Source organism: Pseudomonas syringae (assembly GCF_021606685.1).
Lineage (GTDB): Bacteria > Pseudomonadota > Gammaproteobacteria > Pseudomonadales > Pseudomonadaceae > Aquipseudomonas > Aquipseudomonas syringae_R.
Map to the genome: position 1 here is coordinate 1 of NZ_WKCB01000030.1, position 18,236 is coordinate 18,236.

The following is an 18,236-nucleotide window of genomic DNA, read 5'->3' on the forward strand; positions in this document are numbered from 1 at the left end:
GCGGCCCACGCTCCAAAGCCGGAGTGAGGGCACACCGAGCCTAGGCGAGGTGCCGAGTGTTGGGGCGAAGCGTTTTTGGTTACTTTTTGCGCTCTTCAAAAAGTGACCCGCTGTAAGAGCGGAACCAATATCAGCCATCACCCAAATAACGGATATCCCCCCACCAAGTCAAAACGCCAACTTATAACCAATGGCCATCAACATAACCGCCAAACAAGGCCGCAACACCCCGTCCGGGACTTTGCCGGTCATGTGGCTGCCGACATAGATCCCTGGCAGAGACCCCATCAGCAGAAAGCCCAACAGCTGCCAATCCATATTACCCATGCCAGCGTGCCCCAGGCCCGCCACCAAAGTCAGGGGCACAGCGTGAGCAATCTCAGTCCCCACCAGCCGGCGCGTAGCCAGAAACGGATACAGAATAAACAACGCAACCGTACCCAGCGCCCCAGCGCCGATGGAAGTCAAAGCAACCATGGTCCCCAGCACCGCCCCCGTCACCACCGTCAACGCATTCAAATTGCGCGGGTTCATATGGTAGCCATCGCCGGCATGGCGTTGGGCAAAGGCCAGCAGGCTTTTCTTGAACAAAATCGCCAGCGCCGTCAGCAGCAGCACCACGCCGAGGGCCTGCTTGATCACCGCGTTCATGGCGCTGGGGTCGGTGTGCAGAGTGGCCAGAAACCACAGGGTCAGCAACACGGCGGGCACGCTGCCCAGGGTCAGCCAGCCGGTAATGGTCCAATCGATATTCTTGTTCTTGCTGTGCACCAACACCCCGCCGGACTTGGTGATGGCCGCGTACAACAGGTCAGTGCCCACGGCCGTGGCCGGGTTGATGCCGAACCACAACAGGATCGGGGTCATCAACGAGCCCCCGCCCACACCGGTCATGCCGACGATAAAACCAACGATCAGGCCCGCAATCACGAAACCAAAATTACCCACTTCCATTGAAGCTACCTGCGGCCTTATAAATTTCTGGCCGCAGGATAGCGATTTTTCTTATAACGACTTATATCAATATGATCTGACTTTATGCCTTTTACGTCAGTCGGTGGCAGACATACGCTTGGGTCTGATAGGGAAAGGCCACCGTGTCCCGCCCACACAGGTCGGGATGGGTGTCAATCAGGGCGTGCAACTGCGCCGTCACCTTGGCCTTTTCTGCGGCGGGCAGCGCCGCGATAAAACTCACAGACAAAAAGCGGTCGATGATCACTTCCTGGGGGCTGCCGACATGGCTGTAGGGGAAACAGGTCATCTGCGGCGCAGCAAAGTACTCGCCGGTGAAGGCCTCGCGCCAACGCCCGGTATGAAAGCGCGGCGTGTCGCCCTCGTAGGGCGTGATGATCGCGGTGATCGCCGCCACCCAGCTTACCGACTCATCGCGCACATTCCACACCAGCCCCAGGCGGCCGCCGGGCTTGAGCACGCGGTGGATTTCCGCCAACGCGGCCTGGGTCGAGAACCAATGGAAGGCTTGCGCGCAGACCACTGCATCGGCACTGCCGGTCGCCAGCGGGATGGCTTCGGCGGTGCCATCGACCAGGCGCACGTCGGGCAGCAGCCGGTGCAACTGCGCGCCCATGGCCTGCACCGGCTCGACCGCGATCAGCGTGGGCGCCAGGGTACTGAGCAAACGCGTGAATTTGCCGGTTCCGGCGCCCAGGTCGATGACGGTCGACTGTGCGCCAACCCCCAGCCCATTGGCGAGCCAACCGGTCAGTTGGCGTGGATAGTCCGGTCGGCCTTGGGCGTAAGTCACCGCCTGGGTAGAGAAACCTTGTTGAGCAGACGTGTGAACACCAGTCATTGCCAATCTCTCCTCGGGTAAAGCGGGGGCACAGTGTGCGCCTTCACTGATTTATTTTCTAATCGCTGCATCCGATCGTGCGGGTCATGGGTAGTCCTCTCAGTAACCCCGCTGTTTGACTGAAATGGAGCACTACCCATGAATGCTAAAGCACTGTTCTGCCTGACCGCCCTGCTCGCCGCTGCGCCAAGCGCCTTCGCCCAGACCGGCTTGCCCGACAGCATCAAGGTGCCGGCTGGCCACAAAGTGGCGCTGGAGACCACCGGCGTCGGCGAAATTACCTACGAGTGCCGCGACAAAGCCAACGCCGCCGGCCAGACCGAGTGGACCTTTGTCGGCCCCAAGGCCGTGCTGAATGACCGCAGTGGCAAACAAGTAGGGACCTATTTCGGCCCACCGGCCACCTGGCAGGCCAAGGACGGCTCGAGCATCACCGGCACTCAGCTGGCGGTGGCGCCGTCGAGTCCGGGCAACTTGCCGTATCAACTGGTCAAGGCCAACCCGGCCCAAGGCAAGGGCGCCATGACGGGCGTGAGTTACATCCAGCGGGTCGCCCTTAAAGGTGGCGTGGCACCGAGCAGCGAATGCACGGCGGCCAACAAGGGCAAGCAGGAAGTGGTGAAGTACCAGGCCGACTATATTTTCTGGGCGGCCAACTGAGGAAACTGGGCTACGCTGCCTGTGGCGAGCTGGCTGGCTCGCCACAGGATTCGGCCATTGGGGATGTCAGTGTTTGATTACGAAGCGTGCCTGAAGGCCTGTGCCCGAGGCGAGCAACGCGCACTGCGCGCGTTATACGAGCAGGAAAGCCACCATTTGCTCGGCGTGGCCTTGCGCATCGTGCGGGACAAGGCCCTGGCCGAAGATATCGTGCATGACGCGTTTATCAAGATCTGGCGCGGCGCCGCCAGCTTCGACCCCGCTCGCGGCTCGGCGCGCGGCTGGGTGTTCAGCGTGACCCGGCACCAGGCGCTCAACCATGTGCGCAACCACTCCCGCGAGGTGGCGCTGGGCGAAGAACATGAGCAAGTCGCCGCCCCCGGTGACAGCGTTGAATTCACCGCGCGTTCGGGGCAGATTTACGCCTGCCTGGAACAGCTCGACCCGGCCCGTCGCACGTGCATCCTGCATGCCTATGTGGACGGTTATTCCCATAGCGAAATCGCGCAGAAAACGGGCACCCCGCTGGGGACCGTCAAAGCCTGGATCAAACGTAGCCTCGCCGCGCTGCGGGAGTGCATGGCATGAGCAACCCTTTGGACGAACTGGCCAGCGAATACGTGCTGGGCACCCTGCCCGCCGAGCAACGCGCGCAGGTCGAACAACGCCTCCCGCATGACGCTGAGCTGCGCGCGGCGGTGGACGCCTGGGAGCAGCGCCTGTTGCCGCTGACCGCCCTGGCCGAACCGGTGCCGCCCTCGTCGCCGCTATGGCGACGTATCGAACGCAGCATCGCGGCCCCGGACACCGGCGTGCCGTGGTGGAACCTGCTGGCGGTATGGCGCGGCCTGGCCGGTGCCGGGTTGCTGGCCAGCCTGGTCTTGGCCACGCTGCTGGTGATACGCCCGGCCGGCGAGCCCAGCTTTGTGGTGGTACTGGTGGCGCCGCACACCCAGGCCCCGGGCTGGGTGATCCAGGCCAGCACTAACCAGCAGATCCAATTGATCCCGTTGGGGGTGATGGAGGTGCCGGCGGACAAGGCCCTGCAGTTCTGGACCAAGGGCGATGGCTGGCAGGGCCCGGTGTCTCTCGGGCTGGTCAAGCCTGGGCAGACCCTGTCGGTGCCGCTGGACAAGCTGCCGCCGCTGACCCAGAACCAGCTGTTCGAACTGACCCTGGAAGACCCGCGCGGCTCGCCGACCGGCAAACCCACCGGGCCGATCCAGGCAATTGGCCGCGCCGTCAAAGTGCTTTGATCAATCGGCCTTGGGCAACCACAGGCGGAACCGCGCGCCGCCCAACGGCGACGCCAACGCGCTCAACGTGCCGCCCTGGGCTTCCAGGGCGCGGCGGCTGATGGCCAGGCCCAGGCCAAACCCACCCGTGGCGCGGTCACGGCTGCGGTCAAGGCGGTAGAACGGTTCGAAAATGCGTTCGCGCTGGTCGGCCGGGATACCAATGCCATCGTCGTCCACGCAGATTTCACAGCCCTTGGGGCACACCTTGACCCCCACCTGGATGCGCTTGTCACAGTAACGCGTCGCGTTGCGCAGCAGGTTCTGCAAGGCACGGGCGGTGAGGCGCGGGTCGAGGTTGAAGCGCTCGATGGCGCAATCCAGCGCCACATCGATGACGATTTCGGGGTTTTCCAGTTCGTCGTCGACACTGCCCAGCACGCTGTCGATAAATTCATCGAGCACCACCTCGACCCGCTCCGGCAGTTGCGCCGGGTTTTGCAGGCGGCTGTAGGACAGCAGCTCCAGCACCAACTCGTCCAGCTCGCGAATATGCGCCACCAGGCTTTGCAGGCGTTCGCGGCTGGCCTGGGGCAGGTCTTCGGAGAGCGCCAGGGCCAGGCCAAAGTCCAGGCGTGTGAGCGGGGTGCGCAGTTCATGGGACACCGCATTGAGCAGGTCGCGCTGCTGATTGAGCAGGTGTTCGATGTCCCCGGCCATGGTGTCGAACACTGCCGCCAGGCTGCCGATATTGGAGCTGGGCGGGATGCGTGTGCGTTCAGCCAGATTGCCCTTGCCCAGCTGCGCGGCGGTGCTTTTGAGGCGTTCCAGGTCGCGCCAATGCGGGCGCAACCACACCAGCAGGCAGGCCAGCAGCGCGGCGCCGATCAGCACGTTCATCGACCAGTACAACAGGTTCATGTCCAGCGGGTCGGGTGGCACCGTCAGCTTGACCACGAACTGCTGGTTGATCGGCGAGCTGATTTCGTCCATCCAGCCCCATTCGCCGAGGCGAATCACCGGCTTGCCTTGCGCCAGTTGCAACGCTTCCTCGGGGGTGTAGCGCGCATCCTGGCGTAGCAACAGCTGTAATTTCAGGGGGGCAAAGTCCTGGCTCAGTTGCTCGGTGATCTGTGACCAATGCTCCACCGGCGCCCGCAGGTATTGCTTGACGATCAGCTTCTGCATGCCCCGCGACTGCTCGACGTTGTAGTCCAGGTAGCGGTGTTCGAACAGCTGGATCACCAGCTTGGGTATCAGGAAAATCGCCGCGCTGTAGGTGACGATAGTGATCAAGTAGAGACGCAGCAGTACACGAAACATGCGTCAGCATTCCCACTCGGAACGGCTGAACAAGTACCCCTTGCCCCACACCGTCTTGATCTTGCGCGCTTCGCCGGCGTGGTCGTCGAACTTACGGCGCAGCTTGGAAATGGCCACGTCCACCGAGCGGTCCGTGCCGTTGAACTCGATACCGCGCAGGCGTTGCAGGATCTGGTCGCGGCTCAGCACTTCACCGGCATGCCGGGCCAACACCACCAACAGGTTGTATTCACCGCTGGACAGCTCGACCGGCTGGCCGCGCCAGGTCACGGTGCGCTCCGACAGGTCGATGCACAGGTTGCCCATCAGGATCTGGTCGTTGGCCACCTGGGGCTCGGACAAACTGCTGCGGCGCAGCAAGGTGCGCACACGGGCGAGCAACACGCGCGGCTCGCAGGGTTTGGTCACGTAGTCGTCGGCGCCCATTTCCAGCCCCAGCACCTGGTCGTGGCTGTCGTCGCGGGCGGTGAGCATCAGGATCGGCAGGCCCGCCGAGTCGGCACGCAGCAGGCGGCACACCTGCAGGCCGTCGAGGCCCGGCAGCATCAGGTCGAGAATCACCAGGTCCGGCGGGTTGAGACGCGCGCGTTCACGCACGTGGTCGCCACGGCTGAGCACACTGACGTGGTAGCCGTTGCGCTCCAGGTAGCTGGCAATCAGCTCCGAGAGTGCGGCGTCGTCTTCCACCAGGAGGATGTTGGGCATGGTGTTTCCAAATAGTACGGTTCGTCGGTTGTGCACAGACACACATTGGGTCGTGGTTGTTTGCAGGAGTGTGCAAGGATATACGCCCTCTGCCGACTGTGGGCCGCACCTTACATTTCTTCACACACCACCTACACAGCTTCACAGCACCGTGGCGCCGGTGACCTTAGGATGCGCCAGTCAATATTGGGATAAGAGCATGTCGAAGAATCTGTTTGCGCCGTTTTGCCTGTTGTCCGTGGCGCTGGCCCTCAGTGCGTGTGACAACTCCGCCGCCGAGGCGCCGCCCATGCCGTTGGCCAAAGTGCGCATCGAGACCCTGCAGGCCAAACCTGTGTCGATCACCAGCGAACTGAGCGGGCGCATCGCCGCGCCGCGTATCGCCGAAGTGCGCGCGCGGGTGGCTGGCGTGGTCATGCAGCGAGTGTTCAAGGAAGGTCATGACGTTAAACAGGGCGACGTTCTGTTCCGTATCGACCCGGCGCCGTTCAAGGCCGACCTCGACAGCGCCCAGGCCAACCTGAGCAAAGCCGAGGCGAATGCGTTCCAGGCCCGCCTGCAAGCGCAGCGCTACAGCCAGTTGGTCGAAGGCAACGCCATCAGCGGCCAGGACTACGACAATGCCCGCGCCGCCGTGCGCCAAACCAACGCCGACGTGGCGGCCAACAAAGCCGCGGTCGAACGCGCACGGCTGAACCTGGGTTACGCCACCGTCACCGCGCCGATCTCCGGGCGCATCGGCCGCGCCCTGGTGACCGAAGGCGCCCTGGTGGGCCAGAACGAAGCCACGCCGCTGGCGATCATCCAGCAACTGGACCCGATCCACGCTGACCTCACCCAGTCGACCCGCGAACTGAATGACCTGCGCCGCGCGTTCCGTGCCGGCAGCTTGAAGCAGGTCGGCCAGGACCAGGCCAAGGCCACGCTGATCCAGGACGACGGCAGCCTGTACCCGCTGCCGGGCAAGTTGCTCTTTGCCGAAATCAGCGTCGACCCGGGGACCGGGCAAATTATCCTGCGCAGCGAGTTCCCCAACCCGGACCTCGACCTGCTGCCCGGCAGCTTTGTGCGTGTGCGCCTGGAGCAAGCCGTGGACAAGCAAGGCCTCAGCGTGCCGCAGCGGGCCATCACCCGTGACAGCGCCGGCATCCCGATGGTGCTGCGCCTGGATGCCGAGCAGACCGTCAGCCAGCAACCGGTGGAACTCGGCGCGGTGATCGAGGACCGCTGGATCGTCAGCAGTGGCCTCAAACCCGGTGACCGTATTGTCGTCGAAGGCCTGCAGCACGCGCGCCCCGGTGAAAAGGTCGAGGTGGATGACAGCCCCGCTTCCGGCCAGCCAGTCAAGGAATAACCCGTCATGCCGCAGTTCTTTATTGACCGCCCGATTTTCGCCTGGGTGGTGGCCCTGTTTATCCTGCTGGCTGGCGCGCTCGCGATTCCGCAGCTGCCGGTGGCCCAGTACCCCAACGTCGCGCCGCCCAAGGTGGAGATCTACGCGGTGTACCCCGGCGCCTCGGCCCAGACCCTGGATGAAAGTGTGGTCAGCCTGATCGAGCAGGAGCTTAACGGCGCCGATCACCTGCTGTATTTCGAATCCCAGAGCAGCCTCGGTTCGGCAACCATCACCGCCACTTTCCAGCCGGGCACCGACCCGGAAATGGCTCAGGTCGATGTGCAGAACCGTCTCAAAGCGGTAGAGCCGCGCCTGCCCCAGGCCGTCACCCAACAAGGCTTGCAGGTTGAAAAAGTGTCGGCTGGCTTCTTGCTGCTGGTGACCCTCACCTCCAGTGACGGCAAGCTCGATGACGTTGCGCTCAGCGATTACCTGGCGCGCAACGTGATGAACGAACTCAAGCGCCTTGACGGGGTGGGCAAGGCGCAGCTGTATGGTGCCGAACGCGCCATGCGCATCTGGATCGACCCGCAGAAACTGATAGGTTTCAACCTCACGCCAGCCGACGTCAACGCTGCGATCAGCGCGCAGAACGCCCAAGTGTCGGCGGGCAGCATCGGTGACTTGCCAGGCACGCACACTCAGGAAATCACCGCCGCGATCCTGGTCAAGGGCCAACTCTCGACGCCCGCGGAGTTCGCCGACATCGTGCTCAAGGCCAACCCGGACGGTTCCACCGTGCGCGTCGGCGATGTAGCACGGGTGGAAATCGGCAGCCAGGAATACCAGTTCTCCACACGCCTGAACGGCAAGCCGTCCACCGCCGTCAGCGTGCAGCTCGCGCCGGCAGCCAATGCGCTGAACACCGCGACCCTGGTGCGGGCAAAGATGGACGAGCTGTCGCGCTACTTCCCGGCCAATGTGGAATACAAGATTCCGTACGACACCTCGCCGTTCGTCAAAGTCTCGATCACCAAGGTGGTCTACACCTTGCTGGAGGCCATGGCGCTGGTGTTTGCGGTGATGTTTTTGTTCCTGCAGAACGTGCGCTACACGCTGATCCCGACGCTGGTGGTGCCGATCGCGCTGATGGGCACTTTTGCGACCATGCTGGTGCTCGGGTTCTCGATCAACGTATTGACCATGTTCGGCATGGTGCTGGCCATCGGCATTCTGGTCGACGATGCGATTGTGGTGGTGGAGAACGTCGAGCGCATCATGGCCACCGAAGGCTTGTCGCCCAAGGAGGCGACCAAGAAGGCCATGGGCCAGATCACCGGGGCCATCGTCGGTATCACCCTGGTGCTGGTGGCGGTGTTTCTGCCCATGGCATTCATGAAGGGCTCGGTGGGGGTGATCTACCAGCAGTTTTCACTGTCGATGGCCACCTCGATTCTGTTCTCGGCCTTCCTTGCGCTGACCTTGACCCCGGCCCTGTGCGCCACTTTGCTCAAGCCGATCGCCAAGGATGAGCACCACGCCAAGGGCGGCTTTTTCGGCTGGTTCAACCGACGTTTTGAAAGCCTCACCGACCGCTACGAAGGCTGGGTGACCTATGCCCTCAAGCGCAGCGGCCGTTACCTGCTGATCTACCTGGTGTTGCTGGTGGGCCTGGGGCTGATGTTCAGCCGCCTGCCCTCCTCGTTCCTGCCGGTGGAAGACCAGGGCTACACCATCACCGACATCCAATTGCCACCCGGCGCGAGCAAGAACCGCACGGTGCAGGTGGCCGAGCAGATCGAAGCGCATAACGCCGGCGAGCCTGGGGTGGGTGATACCACCATGATCATGGGCTTCAGCTTCTCCGGCTCCGGGCAGAACGCAGCGCTGGCGTTTACCACGCTCAAGGACTGGTCAACGCGCAGCGGTGACGATTCGGCCTCGGCAATTGCCGACCGGGCCAACGCCGCGTTCAGTGAACTCAAGGATGCGATTGCCTACGCGATCCTGCCGCCGCCGGTTGACGGCCTCGGCACCTCCAGCGGTTTCGAGTTCCGCTTGCAGGACCGCGGCGGCGTCGGCCATGCGGCACTGATGGAGGCGCGCACGGCGCTGCTGGCCGCCGCCGAGAACAGCCCGATCCTGGCCAACGTGCGCGAAAGCGCGCTGGCCGAGGCCCCGCAAGTGCAGCTTGAGGTTGACCGTAAACAAGCCAACGCGCTGGGCGTGTCGTTCGCGGACGTGAGCAATGTGCTGTCGTCGGCCATTGGCTCGGCCTATATCAACGACTTTCCCAACCAGGGCCGCATGCAGCGGGTGGTGGTGCAGGCTGAGGGCGACCAACGCAGCCAGGTCGCGGACTTGATGAAGATCCATGTGCGCAACACCGCCGGAAAGATGGTGCCGTTGTCGGCCTTCGTCGAAGCCAAATGGACCCAGGGCCCGACGCAGTTGACGCGCTACAACGGCTACCCGGCCATCGCCATCAGCGGTGAAGCGGCGCCGGGGCATAGCACGGGCGAGGCGATGGCCGAAATCGAGCGTCTGGTCAGCCAGTTGCCGGCAGGCCTGGGCCAGGAATGGACCGGCTTGTCGCTGCAGGAACGCTTGTCCGGCGCCCAGGCCCCACTGCTGCTGGGCCTGTCGCTGCTGATTGTGTTCCTGTGCCTGGCGGCGCTGTATGAAAGCTGGTCGATTCCGACGTCGGTGTTGCTGGTGGTGCCGCTGGGGGTACTCGGCGCGGTGCTGGCGGTGACCTTGCGGGGCATGCCCAACGATGTGTTTTTCAAGGTGGGCTTGATCACCATCATCGGCTTGTCGGCGAAGAACGCGATTTTGATCATCGAGTTCGCCAAGGACCTGGTGGACCAGGGCGAAGACCTGCTCGAGGCCACCTTGAAGGCCGCGCGGTTGCGCCTACGGCCGATCATCATGACCTCGCTCGCGTTCATCCTCGGCGTGGTGCCACTGGCAATCGCCACGGGCGCCAGCTCGGCCAGCCAGCAGGCGATCGGCACGGGCGTGATCGGCGGGATGATCACCGCGACACTGGCGGTGGTGTTTGTGCCGGTGTTCTTTGTGGTGGTCATGAAGCAGGTACGCAAGCGCCGCTAAAAAATGCGCTATGGTGCTCACAACATCCCCTGTTGTGAGCACCTATGGCCTTCCTCGCCCGCACCCACCCTCGCCTCTCCTGCGCGGCCCTATTGGGCGTTGCCGTGGGCCTCCTGGCACCGGCCGATACGCTGATCGGCAAAATCCTGATTGGCTGGAACGCCGGGGTCTGGACCTACCTGGCATTGATGCTGTGGCTGGCGAGCAAAGCCCGCGCCGACGACGTGAAACGCATCGCCGACATCGAGGATGAGAACGCGGGGCTGGTGCTGTTCATGGTGTGCATTGCAGCAATCGCCAGCCTGGCCGCCATCACCCTGAACCTGGCGGGCAGCAACGACCTCGATGGCACGGCGCGCCTGCTGCATTACGCTTTTACCGTAGTGACGGTGATCGGTTCCTGGCTGTTGATCGGAGTGATTTTCAGCGTGCATTACGCCCGCCTGTTCTATACATGGGACGGCGACGAACCGGCGCTGCGCTTTGCTGAGGGGTTGAAAACCCCCAATTACTGGGACTTCCTGTACTTCTCGTTCACCATCGGCGTGGCCGTGCAAACCGCCGATGTCGGCGTTGCCACGCGCAGTTTGCGCAAGGTGGTGTTGGGGCAGTCGTTGATCGGTTTTCTGTTCAATACCGCGATATTGGGCTTTTCAATCAATATTGCCGCCGGACTGTTCAGCTGAATCGACAGGCAAAAAAAGGGGAAGCCTAAGCTTCCCCTTTTTACCTACCGACTATTTTAGAAGGTGTAACGCAGACCGACGGTCCCACCCCAAGGCATGTCAATTTTCTTACCTTGGCTGGTTTCAATCTCGGCGTGCAGCTTGAGGTTATCCGACAGGTTAACCGCCATACCCGCCGCGACTTCATAACGCGAACCCGAGAGGTCGTTGTTAAACGCCTGGTTGTTGATAAACACCTTGTTGTTATCGTTGAACTCGTGGGCCGCAGCGGTACGCAGGTACGGTTGCAGCACAGGGCCGCCATCGAGCTGGATGTTTTTACCCACCGTCACACCGACCTTGCCGAGCACCGACTTGGTGCTGTCACCCTTGGCCTTGAGGCCGTTATCCATGGTGTAACTCGAGCCAGCAATAAACGCCGTGGACAGCTGGGCGTAAGGTTCAACGAAGAAGTCATCGTCCAGCTTGATATGCCTGCCGACTTCCGCCGAGGCACTCACCGCATCCTGCGTAAAGTTGCCTTTGGCGCGCTGGCCATCGCTCATGTTGACCTGGCTTTGGCTGTTGAGTCGGTTGACCTTACCCACGAGGTCGACATACACACCGCTCTCGGCATCCAGCCAGGTGGCGTACGCGCCGACGTGGTAGCTGTTGACCATGCCGCTGCTGCCGCGGGTCAGGCTCAGGTCGGACTTGCTGTAGCCGCCCATCACACCTGCCAGCCACTGCCCATCCCCTGCTTCCAACGCGGTATCGGCACCAATGGCGAAACCGGTCTGGTTCTGGGTATAGCCCAGGCCATTGCTGTTAGCCGCGACGTCATATTTGTTGCCGTAGGAACGCATCCACAGGCCTTGGCTCTTGCCTTCGCTGAAACGCAATTCGCCCATGCGCGTACGCAGGATGTTCGTCTCCGCCAGCAATACAGTCGGCGCCGCGTTGAACAACGCCAACACCGCCTGGGCGCTGGTACTAGGGCCCTTTCTGGCGGGGTCCAGGTACCAATCGGTGCCTTCCTGCTTGAGCCCGTAAGCGAACGCGCCGACATCGACGGTGTTGCCCACCAGCCCGAACCGTGCGCCACCGCTTTGGGTGTGCACCACTTTGATCGGTTCGCCGACGGCCAATTCGTTACCGCTGGCGGCGATCAACAGCTGGTGATTGCCTTCGGCGTTGCCGTTGACATTCAACAGGTCGGTCTCGCCGGTGTTGAAGTTGGTGTGCATGATGAACGTGCCGTTGCCGGCCAGGCTATTGGTGTTCAGTTGAAAAAACCGGCTAGGAGCGCCGAACTCGACCGCGCCACCCGCCATTCGCAAAGCACCGACTTCGCTGTCGCCCACCAGCATCCATTTGCCGCCGGTATTGGCATCCAGTTGCGCGACGTTGCGCAATTGGCCGGTCAGCAACGCATTGTTGTTGAGTTGAACCGTCCCTGTGCTACCCGCACTGACCACCACGTCACCGACCAAGGTGCTGTTGTCGACGTTCATGTTGGCCGTGGAGTTATTGTCGACCTGAAGCAGCACGCCGTTGCCGCTCAACAAGTTCGAGCCGTTGAGCACCTGGATATCAGCCATGGTGGCATTGTTGACTGGCGGGTTCACCAGGATCGCGGGCCCGGTTCTGCCCTGAACCACGGAATTATCGAGGATCAAGCTGGCAGTGCGCGTCAGACCGCCTTCAGTGCGCAGATTGACGCCGGATTCACCGCCAACGATGGTGCTGTTATTTCTTGCCACCGCTTGGGCATTAAGCAACACCACGCCGTGACCGTTCGCCGCCGTAGCCTCGACACGGGCGTTGTCCAGGTTCACGGTGCTGTAGCCCGCAGCGTTGATACCACGGGTTGAGCCGACAACACTGCTGTCTCTGACCGTGACGGATGAACCATCGGTGCCGGTCGTGGTACGGGTAACCGTCACGCCAACGCCATTGGCATTGCTGACGGTGCTGTTGTTGGTGATCAATATGCTGCTGGCGCCAGTGGCGACAATGGCTTGTAACACGCCGGGACGGGCCGTCACCTGTGAACGGTCGATCACAATCGTCGATTGCCGGCCAGCAGAGATATCCAGCGCCCGGGTGCCCGCCTGAAGCGTCAAGCCGGCGTTGTCCATGACGATCTGGTTCATGTTCGCACCGGTCGCAATCAGACTCGACCCGGCAAACAACCCATAATTATCAAGTACTGTCGATGAGGATATCGTGGTGTTAGGCGCCGTTACCTGCGTGAGTGCCTGGGCATCAGGTGCTACCAGAAACAAGAGCGAGACTGCTTGAGCCGTTAAAGCAAGGCTCAAGGGCGTTGGTTTGAAATTGAATACTGCCGACATTTTAATGGACCTCTGGAGCCTTCATGAAACGATGGGCAGGGTTCTGAATCTCATGAGACCCAACCAATCAAGCGGCGCCATAATTAATCAAGAAGTGCGCTAAATCTGTAGGACTAATCCTAAGAAATAATATGAATAATCAACAATGCATGTAGGGGTCGCTGGAGAACAGTTGTAGAACATCTTTAACCCATACAACTGAATACGCCAAAGAGGGTCTTTACCCTCTTTGGCGTTCACACGGGTACTGGGTTCTATGTAGGAACAACTGCCCCCTCACAGTAGTAGGAAACACCATTACCCGGTCTGTAACCTCTGACACGGATAGTTGCAGGCGTAGAGTTCACGGTTTGCCCCTGGAACCGGGTGGAAACAGTTACGGTGGCCGAACCCGTTGTCAGTAGCGCCACGTTGGCGTTGACCGGATTGTAGAGCACCGTTGCTGTGTCCAGATCGACGGTAAACCCAAGTCGGCGGGCTGTTTCATTAGGGACTGGGAAAGACCGCACTACAGGCGTTAAACCAGGAGCTGTCGTAGTGTTGTTCTGGAACCCGGTGAACGTCACAGTAACCGGCTCTGCCGGCGACAAGTAATCGGAGCCAGGGATAAATATCCTGAGCCTGCCGGTATTAGCGGGTACCAAGCTATCGCAGTTGGCTGTTCTATTAACACCGGCTGTGTTCTGAACGGTGGGTGCGTCCATCTGCATGATTGCATTGTCCACGATCACCGTGGTGTTGACGGAACGCTGTGGATTAGGATGGCCCGCACGACTGACGGTATAAAACGCCTGCTGAGTGGGGCCGCGCAACGCCAGAATATCGGCGAAAGGAATGTCGATTAGCACCTGCCGCCCAGCAGGCATAACAGTCACATCCTGTCTATAAATACGACCGCCATAATTAAACTCGATGGTAAATGGTAATTGGGATTCGGGCCTTATATCGGCATCCCACAACGGGATTCGAGCCCTTGCAGGCCGATTTACATCCACAAGTTCCAAGTGGTTCATTGGCCCGAACAGACCACCAGGGCGGACCGCTTCGACCACTACCGCGTGCAGGTCGGTGTTGATCGCGTCCGGCCCCGGTGGGTTCGGATTCGGGTTCGGCCCGACCACAGACAGGTCGAGGTCGAACAGCGTGCTCAACAGTGGCGTCGGATAGGTCACAGTCGCGCGAGTAACGGTGTAAATAGCCGTTACCGGCACCCGCGCCGGTCCGGTCCCGTACAGCGTGTCCATGTTGGCTTCATTGAACTGAAACGAAATCGGGAACGGCAGCGCGCCTACCGGCTGCGTCAACGTAACTGAACCGTGAGTCGACGTCAGGGTGACGGTAATTTGGTCTGTAGTGCGATCAACATTGCTAAAGGCGGGAATCCGTACAATCGCGCCGTTCCTGTCCGCCACGTCTCGACGATGGATCAGCAGATCGCCGGGGACGGCCAGGTCGACCAGTGCCGGCAGAAAGTCGGCGGGGACTGGCACCTGCGCCAGGCCTGGCAGATTCAAACTGTAGGAAATGTCCGATCGATTATTGGCGACGTCCCTGATCACGTACCTGAGGTTATAATTCCCGCCCGTTTCAGCCTGGATTGCACTTAACGGCAAGGGAATGCTGACTGGCGCGGTACCAACCGGAAACCGGGTAACACCGCCAATTGAGATAGGCAATTCCGAGGAGCCGAAGAACACTTCGACCGTATCGTCAGGGGAGAGCCCGTCGGCGGCACTGTACGGAATCGGGAAGCGCCCTGTCTGGCCTGGCTGGCTCTGGATATAGGCACGATCAAGAGGCAGCGTCGCCCCTGCGGGTAGGGTCGGTGCCGGAGGTCGATCGTCCGAGCGGTCATAGGGCGATGTCTCGTCCACGATCAGCAATTGCGCGACCGAGGTGTTGCTCACACTCGAGTCTGTGACCGTCACCGTGAACCTGACCAGCCACACACCATTGGGCACATAGGCTTCCGGAATGGGGATCGGAACAGGGTCGGGCGGATTCACTACCGGCACCGTAAAGCTATTGCCCCCGGTGTTAAAGTAGAGATCCTCTGCATCGCTATCCACGAAACTGCTGAGCTCGCGATAAGGGCGGATGTCCACCCTGACACTATCGGGCGCGGCCGGATCAGTACTGGCGGCAAACCATCTGGGGATGTTCAGGGTGATGAATTGCGCTTTTGCCGCCGACCTCGACAGCAGCCCGGTATAACCCGGAACTTCACCTTGAAACGTACCGCCCAGAAGCCGATTAGGGGTGTAACTTCCTGGGGCGTTCGGCACAAAGCTGTCAACAATTTCTCTATTTGTCCTGTCCATCTTCTTGCTCCGGATAGTTTAGCTACTAGAACAACTACTTTCTTCGTCAGCTGACTAAGTTCAACCTCGTCAACCACGAATCTTTAAAATTCGGAAACCCCTATAACAGTTGACAAAAACAACCATCAGCCACTCGAGTGTTAACCGCATATAATTCCGCGCGGCGTGCAATAACAACCGGTGGAATAAGTCAGATCAACTCGCACACGCCCCGGCTGTGACGTACCGATGAGTACGCCGCCGCGCCGCACTTCGTAACTGCCGGTAGCCGACGTACGATTGCGTAACGGAAACAATGTAGTCTCGAACGAGTCCACCACTACTGTTGCGCCTGCGCTGATATTCGCCGCCGTCCAAATGATCGAACGCCTGAACACCACATTAGGATTAACAGTGCCCCAGTTATTCTCATTGAAGCCTTGCCAGATAAACGTTACTTCATCACCCACGCGTATCCTCGCATCGGCTGCTATCAACCAATGCACACCGTCTACCGCCTTGGGCATCGAACTACAGTTCAAGTTACCGTTGGTTAATGTGTTCAATACACGGGGGGCGGGGAACGAAGTAATCGGGATCGGAATGACGTTTCCCAGGCCCACAACAAAAGGCAGGCCAGCACTCAGTGCGCTGAAGTTGCCGGTCGCGTCAAATATTCTGCAGAAGACGTAGGCAGTCCCGTCACTCAGACTGCGAAAGGCAGCGGCGTCCAGCGTTCCAGTCCACGGTGTGGTGGTGAAATCCACCAGCGAGCCTCCTGCTGGCGCCAGACCGGTGGCGGGGTTGGCCTGGTTGGATAGATAGAATTCGACCCGGTCACCCGATACCCCAATGTCATAGGTCGGAATGTTGAAGGCCACCCGTGGATTGTTCTGCAAGTACTGCGCATTCATCACCGGCACCGGCGGCACGACAAACTGCAGCGCATCCGTTGGTAGCATCCACGTTGGAGGGTTCAGATCGATCGTGATCGGGATGCTCGGCTGCATACGGTTCGAACCGCCCTCAGTGGTCACGACGTAATAAAGTCGCGCGACGCGGGTTGTACGACGCAACTGGTCCACGGTGATTTCAAGCTCATGAAAACTGGGAATGGGTGGTGGCGGTGGCGTCACAGTCTGTCTGGTGAGCGACCTGATGCCATCAACGCTGTCCTCAAAAAGCTCGACAACGTGTGGTTCATCGCCCACTGCCGGCAAAGGTTGCCACATGGGAATACGCACTCTCATGGGCACCGCTAATAATGCTTGTGGCACCACACCTCTGCCGTCGGTGGTATTCACACCGGCGATTGTCAGAGGGGCCAGACCAGGGATCGTAGACATATTGCAGCCTCAGGATTAGTTCACCACGCCGAGCCAGGAGCGAACTACGTACCTGTCTGCTGTTGGAAAAATTAAACGCCTAAAGCCACTGGCTGGATACTGTCAGAACTAACAGGTAGGCCTACCCGCTCGTCGGTTTATTGCGCGTCGGCTTTCCAAATTTTCCTTGACGAAATTAACTGCCTGGCTTCTTATGAAACCGGTTTCAGCGCTGTTTCACGGCAATAGAACCGATAAATCCAATAAGAAAGGCCCGCTACCCGTGACGACTTTTTCCGCCGCTCAACGCAGCCGTATCACCATGCTCGACGTCGCCGAGCGTGCAGGCGTATCCAAGGCCAGCGTGTCGCGTTTTATCGGTGATGACCGCGCCCTGCTCTCCGACGCCATTGCGCTGCGCATCGAGCAGGCCATCAACGAACTCGGCTACCGCCCCAACCAGATGGCCCGCGGTTTGAAACGTGGCCGCACCCGCCTGATCGGCATGCTCGTGGCCGATATCCGCAACCCCTATTCGATTGCCGTGATGCACGGCGTCGAGACCGCCTGCCGCCAGCACGGCTACAGCCTGGTGGTGTGCAACACCGACCGCGACGACGAACAGGAGCGCCAACACCTGGCCGCGCTGCGCTCGTACAACATTGAAGGGCTGATCGTGAACACGCTTGGACATCACCTCGACCAATTACTGCAGCTGCAGCAGGAAATGCCCCTGGTGCTGGTGGACCGCAAGGTCGAGCCGCTGCACAGCGACCTGGTGGGGTTGGATAACCCGGCCGCGGTGCGTATGGCCGTGGAGCATCTGCAACAACAGGGTTATCAGGAAGTGTTGCTGGTGAGCGAAGCCACCGATGGCACCAGCTCGCGCCTGGAGCGCATTAACGGCTTCAAGGCTGAAATCGCCGCCCGCCCGGGGTTGACCGGGGCGGTGCTCGAGCTGGACAGCGAACTCAATACCCACCTGCAAACCTTTCTTGCCAACCCTGGCCGCAAAGCCCTGTTCTGCGCCAACGGCGTGGCCGCGCTGGCCTGCACCCACGCGCTGAAAGCCCTGGGTTGCAACCTGTTTACGGATGTCGGCCTGATCGCCCTGGATGATCTCGACTGGTACCCGCTGGTGGGCAATGGCATCACCGCCCTCGCCCAGCCCACCGAGGCGATTGGCGCCAGCGCCTTCGACTGCTTGCTCAAACGCCTGCGTGGCGATACCACCCCGACGCGCAACCTCGACTTTTTGCCCGAGTTAATTATCCGCGGCTCAACTCAACCCCCTGTGGGGGCGGGCTTGCTCGCGAAAGCAATAGGTCAGCCGCCACCACCTTGATTGACAAGCCGCCTGCCCAAGCACCGGCTGCGACTTTCCCTTTGCGTATAAAAAT

At 60.8% G+C, this 18,236-nt stretch carries 14 protein-coding genes; 7 read left to right on the plus strand and 7 right to left on the minus strand.

Annotated elements, in window-relative coordinates:
* Positions 1–168: 168 nt before the first annotated feature.
* Complete coding sequence (locus GIW02_RS13640; RefSeq protein WP_236419326.1) at positions 169–954, minus strand: sulfite exporter TauE/SafE family protein; 786 nt, start codon at positions 952–954, stop codon at positions 169–171.
* 91 nt (positions 955–1,045) lie between these two features.
* Positions 1,046–1,816, minus strand: coding sequence for a class I SAM-dependent methyltransferase (locus GIW02_RS13645; protein WP_236419327.1), 771 nt, complete (start codon positions 1,814–1,816; stop codon positions 1,046–1,048).
* A 138-nt stretch (positions 1,817–1,954) separates the two neighbouring features.
* Between GIW02_RS13645 and GIW02_RS13650 the strand changes: the two genes are divergently transcribed.
* The 3 genes from GIW02_RS13650 (at position 1,955) to GIW02_RS13660 (ending at position 3,732) form a co-directional block, all read left to right on the plus strand.
* Positions 1,955–2,476, plus strand: coding sequence for a DUF3455 domain-containing protein (locus tag GIW02_RS13650; RefSeq protein WP_236419328.1), 522 nt, complete (start codon positions 1,955–1,957; stop codon positions 2,474–2,476).
* 63 nt (positions 2,477–2,539) lie between these two features.
* Positions 2,540–3,064 (plus strand): sigma-70 family RNA polymerase sigma factor, encoded by a 525-nt coding sequence (locus tag GIW02_RS13655; RefSeq protein ID WP_236419329.1) that lies wholly within the window; start codon positions 2,540–2,542, stop codon positions 3,062–3,064.
* Positions 3,061–3,732, plus strand: coding sequence for an anti-sigma factor domain-containing protein (locus GIW02_RS13660; protein WP_236419330.1), 672 nt, complete (start codon positions 3,061–3,063; stop codon positions 3,730–3,732). Before GIW02_RS13655 ends, GIW02_RS13660 begins: the two co-directional genes overlap by 4 nt.
* On the opposite strand, the gene GIW02_RS13665 is transcribed toward GIW02_RS13660, so the two are convergent.
* Both GIW02_RS13665 and GIW02_RS13670 read right to left on the minus strand, forming a co-directional pair.
* Positions 3,733–5,034, minus strand: coding sequence for an ATP-binding protein (locus GIW02_RS13665; RefSeq protein ID WP_236419331.1), 1,302 nt, complete (start codon positions 5,032–5,034; stop codon positions 3,733–3,735).
* A 3-nt stretch (positions 5,035–5,037) separates the two neighbouring features.
* The gene (locus GIW02_RS13670; protein ID WP_236419332.1) at positions 5,038–5,739 is read right to left on the minus strand and encodes a response regulator transcription factor; all 702 of its coding nucleotides are present in this window, start codon (positions 5,737–5,739) and stop codon (positions 5,038–5,040) included.
* A 199-nt stretch (positions 5,740–5,938) separates the two neighbouring features.
* Between GIW02_RS13670 and GIW02_RS13675 the strand changes: the two genes are divergently transcribed.
* From GIW02_RS13675 to GIW02_RS13685, 3 genes are read left to right on the plus strand one after another with little or no spacing between them, the layout of a single operon-like run.
* Positions 5,939–7,093: an efflux RND transporter periplasmic adaptor subunit gene (locus GIW02_RS13675; RefSeq protein ID WP_236421893.1), complete on the plus strand. Its 1,155-nt coding sequence runs from the start codon at positions 5,939–5,941 to the stop codon at positions 7,091–7,093.
* Between the two features lie 6 nt (positions 7,094–7,099).
* Complete coding sequence (locus tag GIW02_RS13680) at positions 7,100–10,189, plus strand: efflux RND transporter permease subunit (RefSeq protein ID WP_236418599.1); 3,090 nt, start codon at positions 7,100–7,102, stop codon at positions 10,187–10,189.
* Positions 10,190–10,233: 44 nt separating this feature from the next.
* On the plus strand, positions 10,234–10,875 hold the full coding sequence (locus GIW02_RS13685; protein ID WP_236418600.1) for a DUF1345 domain-containing protein: 642 nt from the start codon (positions 10,234–10,236) through the stop codon (positions 10,873–10,875).
* A gap of 56 nt (positions 10,876–10,931) precedes the next feature.
* On the opposite strand, the gene GIW02_RS13690 is transcribed toward GIW02_RS13685, so the two are convergent.
* The 3 genes from GIW02_RS13690 to GIW02_RS13700 form a co-directional block, all read right to left on the minus strand.
* Positions 10,932–13,010 (minus strand): autotransporter outer membrane beta-barrel domain-containing protein, encoded by a 2,079-nt coding sequence (locus GIW02_RS13690; RefSeq protein WP_456361631.1) that lies wholly within the window; start codon positions 13,008–13,010, stop codon positions 10,932–10,934.
* Between the two features lie 455 nt (positions 13,011–13,465).
* Positions 13,466–15,532 (minus strand): hypothetical protein, encoded by a 2,067-nt coding sequence (locus GIW02_RS13695; RefSeq protein ID WP_236418602.1) that lies wholly within the window; start codon positions 15,530–15,532, stop codon positions 13,466–13,468.
* 140 nt (positions 15,533–15,672) lie between these two features.
* Entirely contained in the window at positions 15,673–16,857 is a 1,185-nt protein-coding gene (locus GIW02_RS13700; RefSeq protein WP_236421894.1) for a hypothetical protein, read from the minus strand.
* 262 nt (positions 16,858–17,119) lie between these two features.
* Between GIW02_RS13700 and GIW02_RS13705 the strand changes: the two genes are divergently transcribed.
* Entirely contained in the window at positions 17,120–18,181 is a 1,062-nt protein-coding gene (locus GIW02_RS13705) for a LacI family DNA-binding transcriptional regulator (RefSeq protein WP_456361632.1), read from the plus strand.
* Positions 18,182–18,236: the final 55 nt, after the last annotated feature.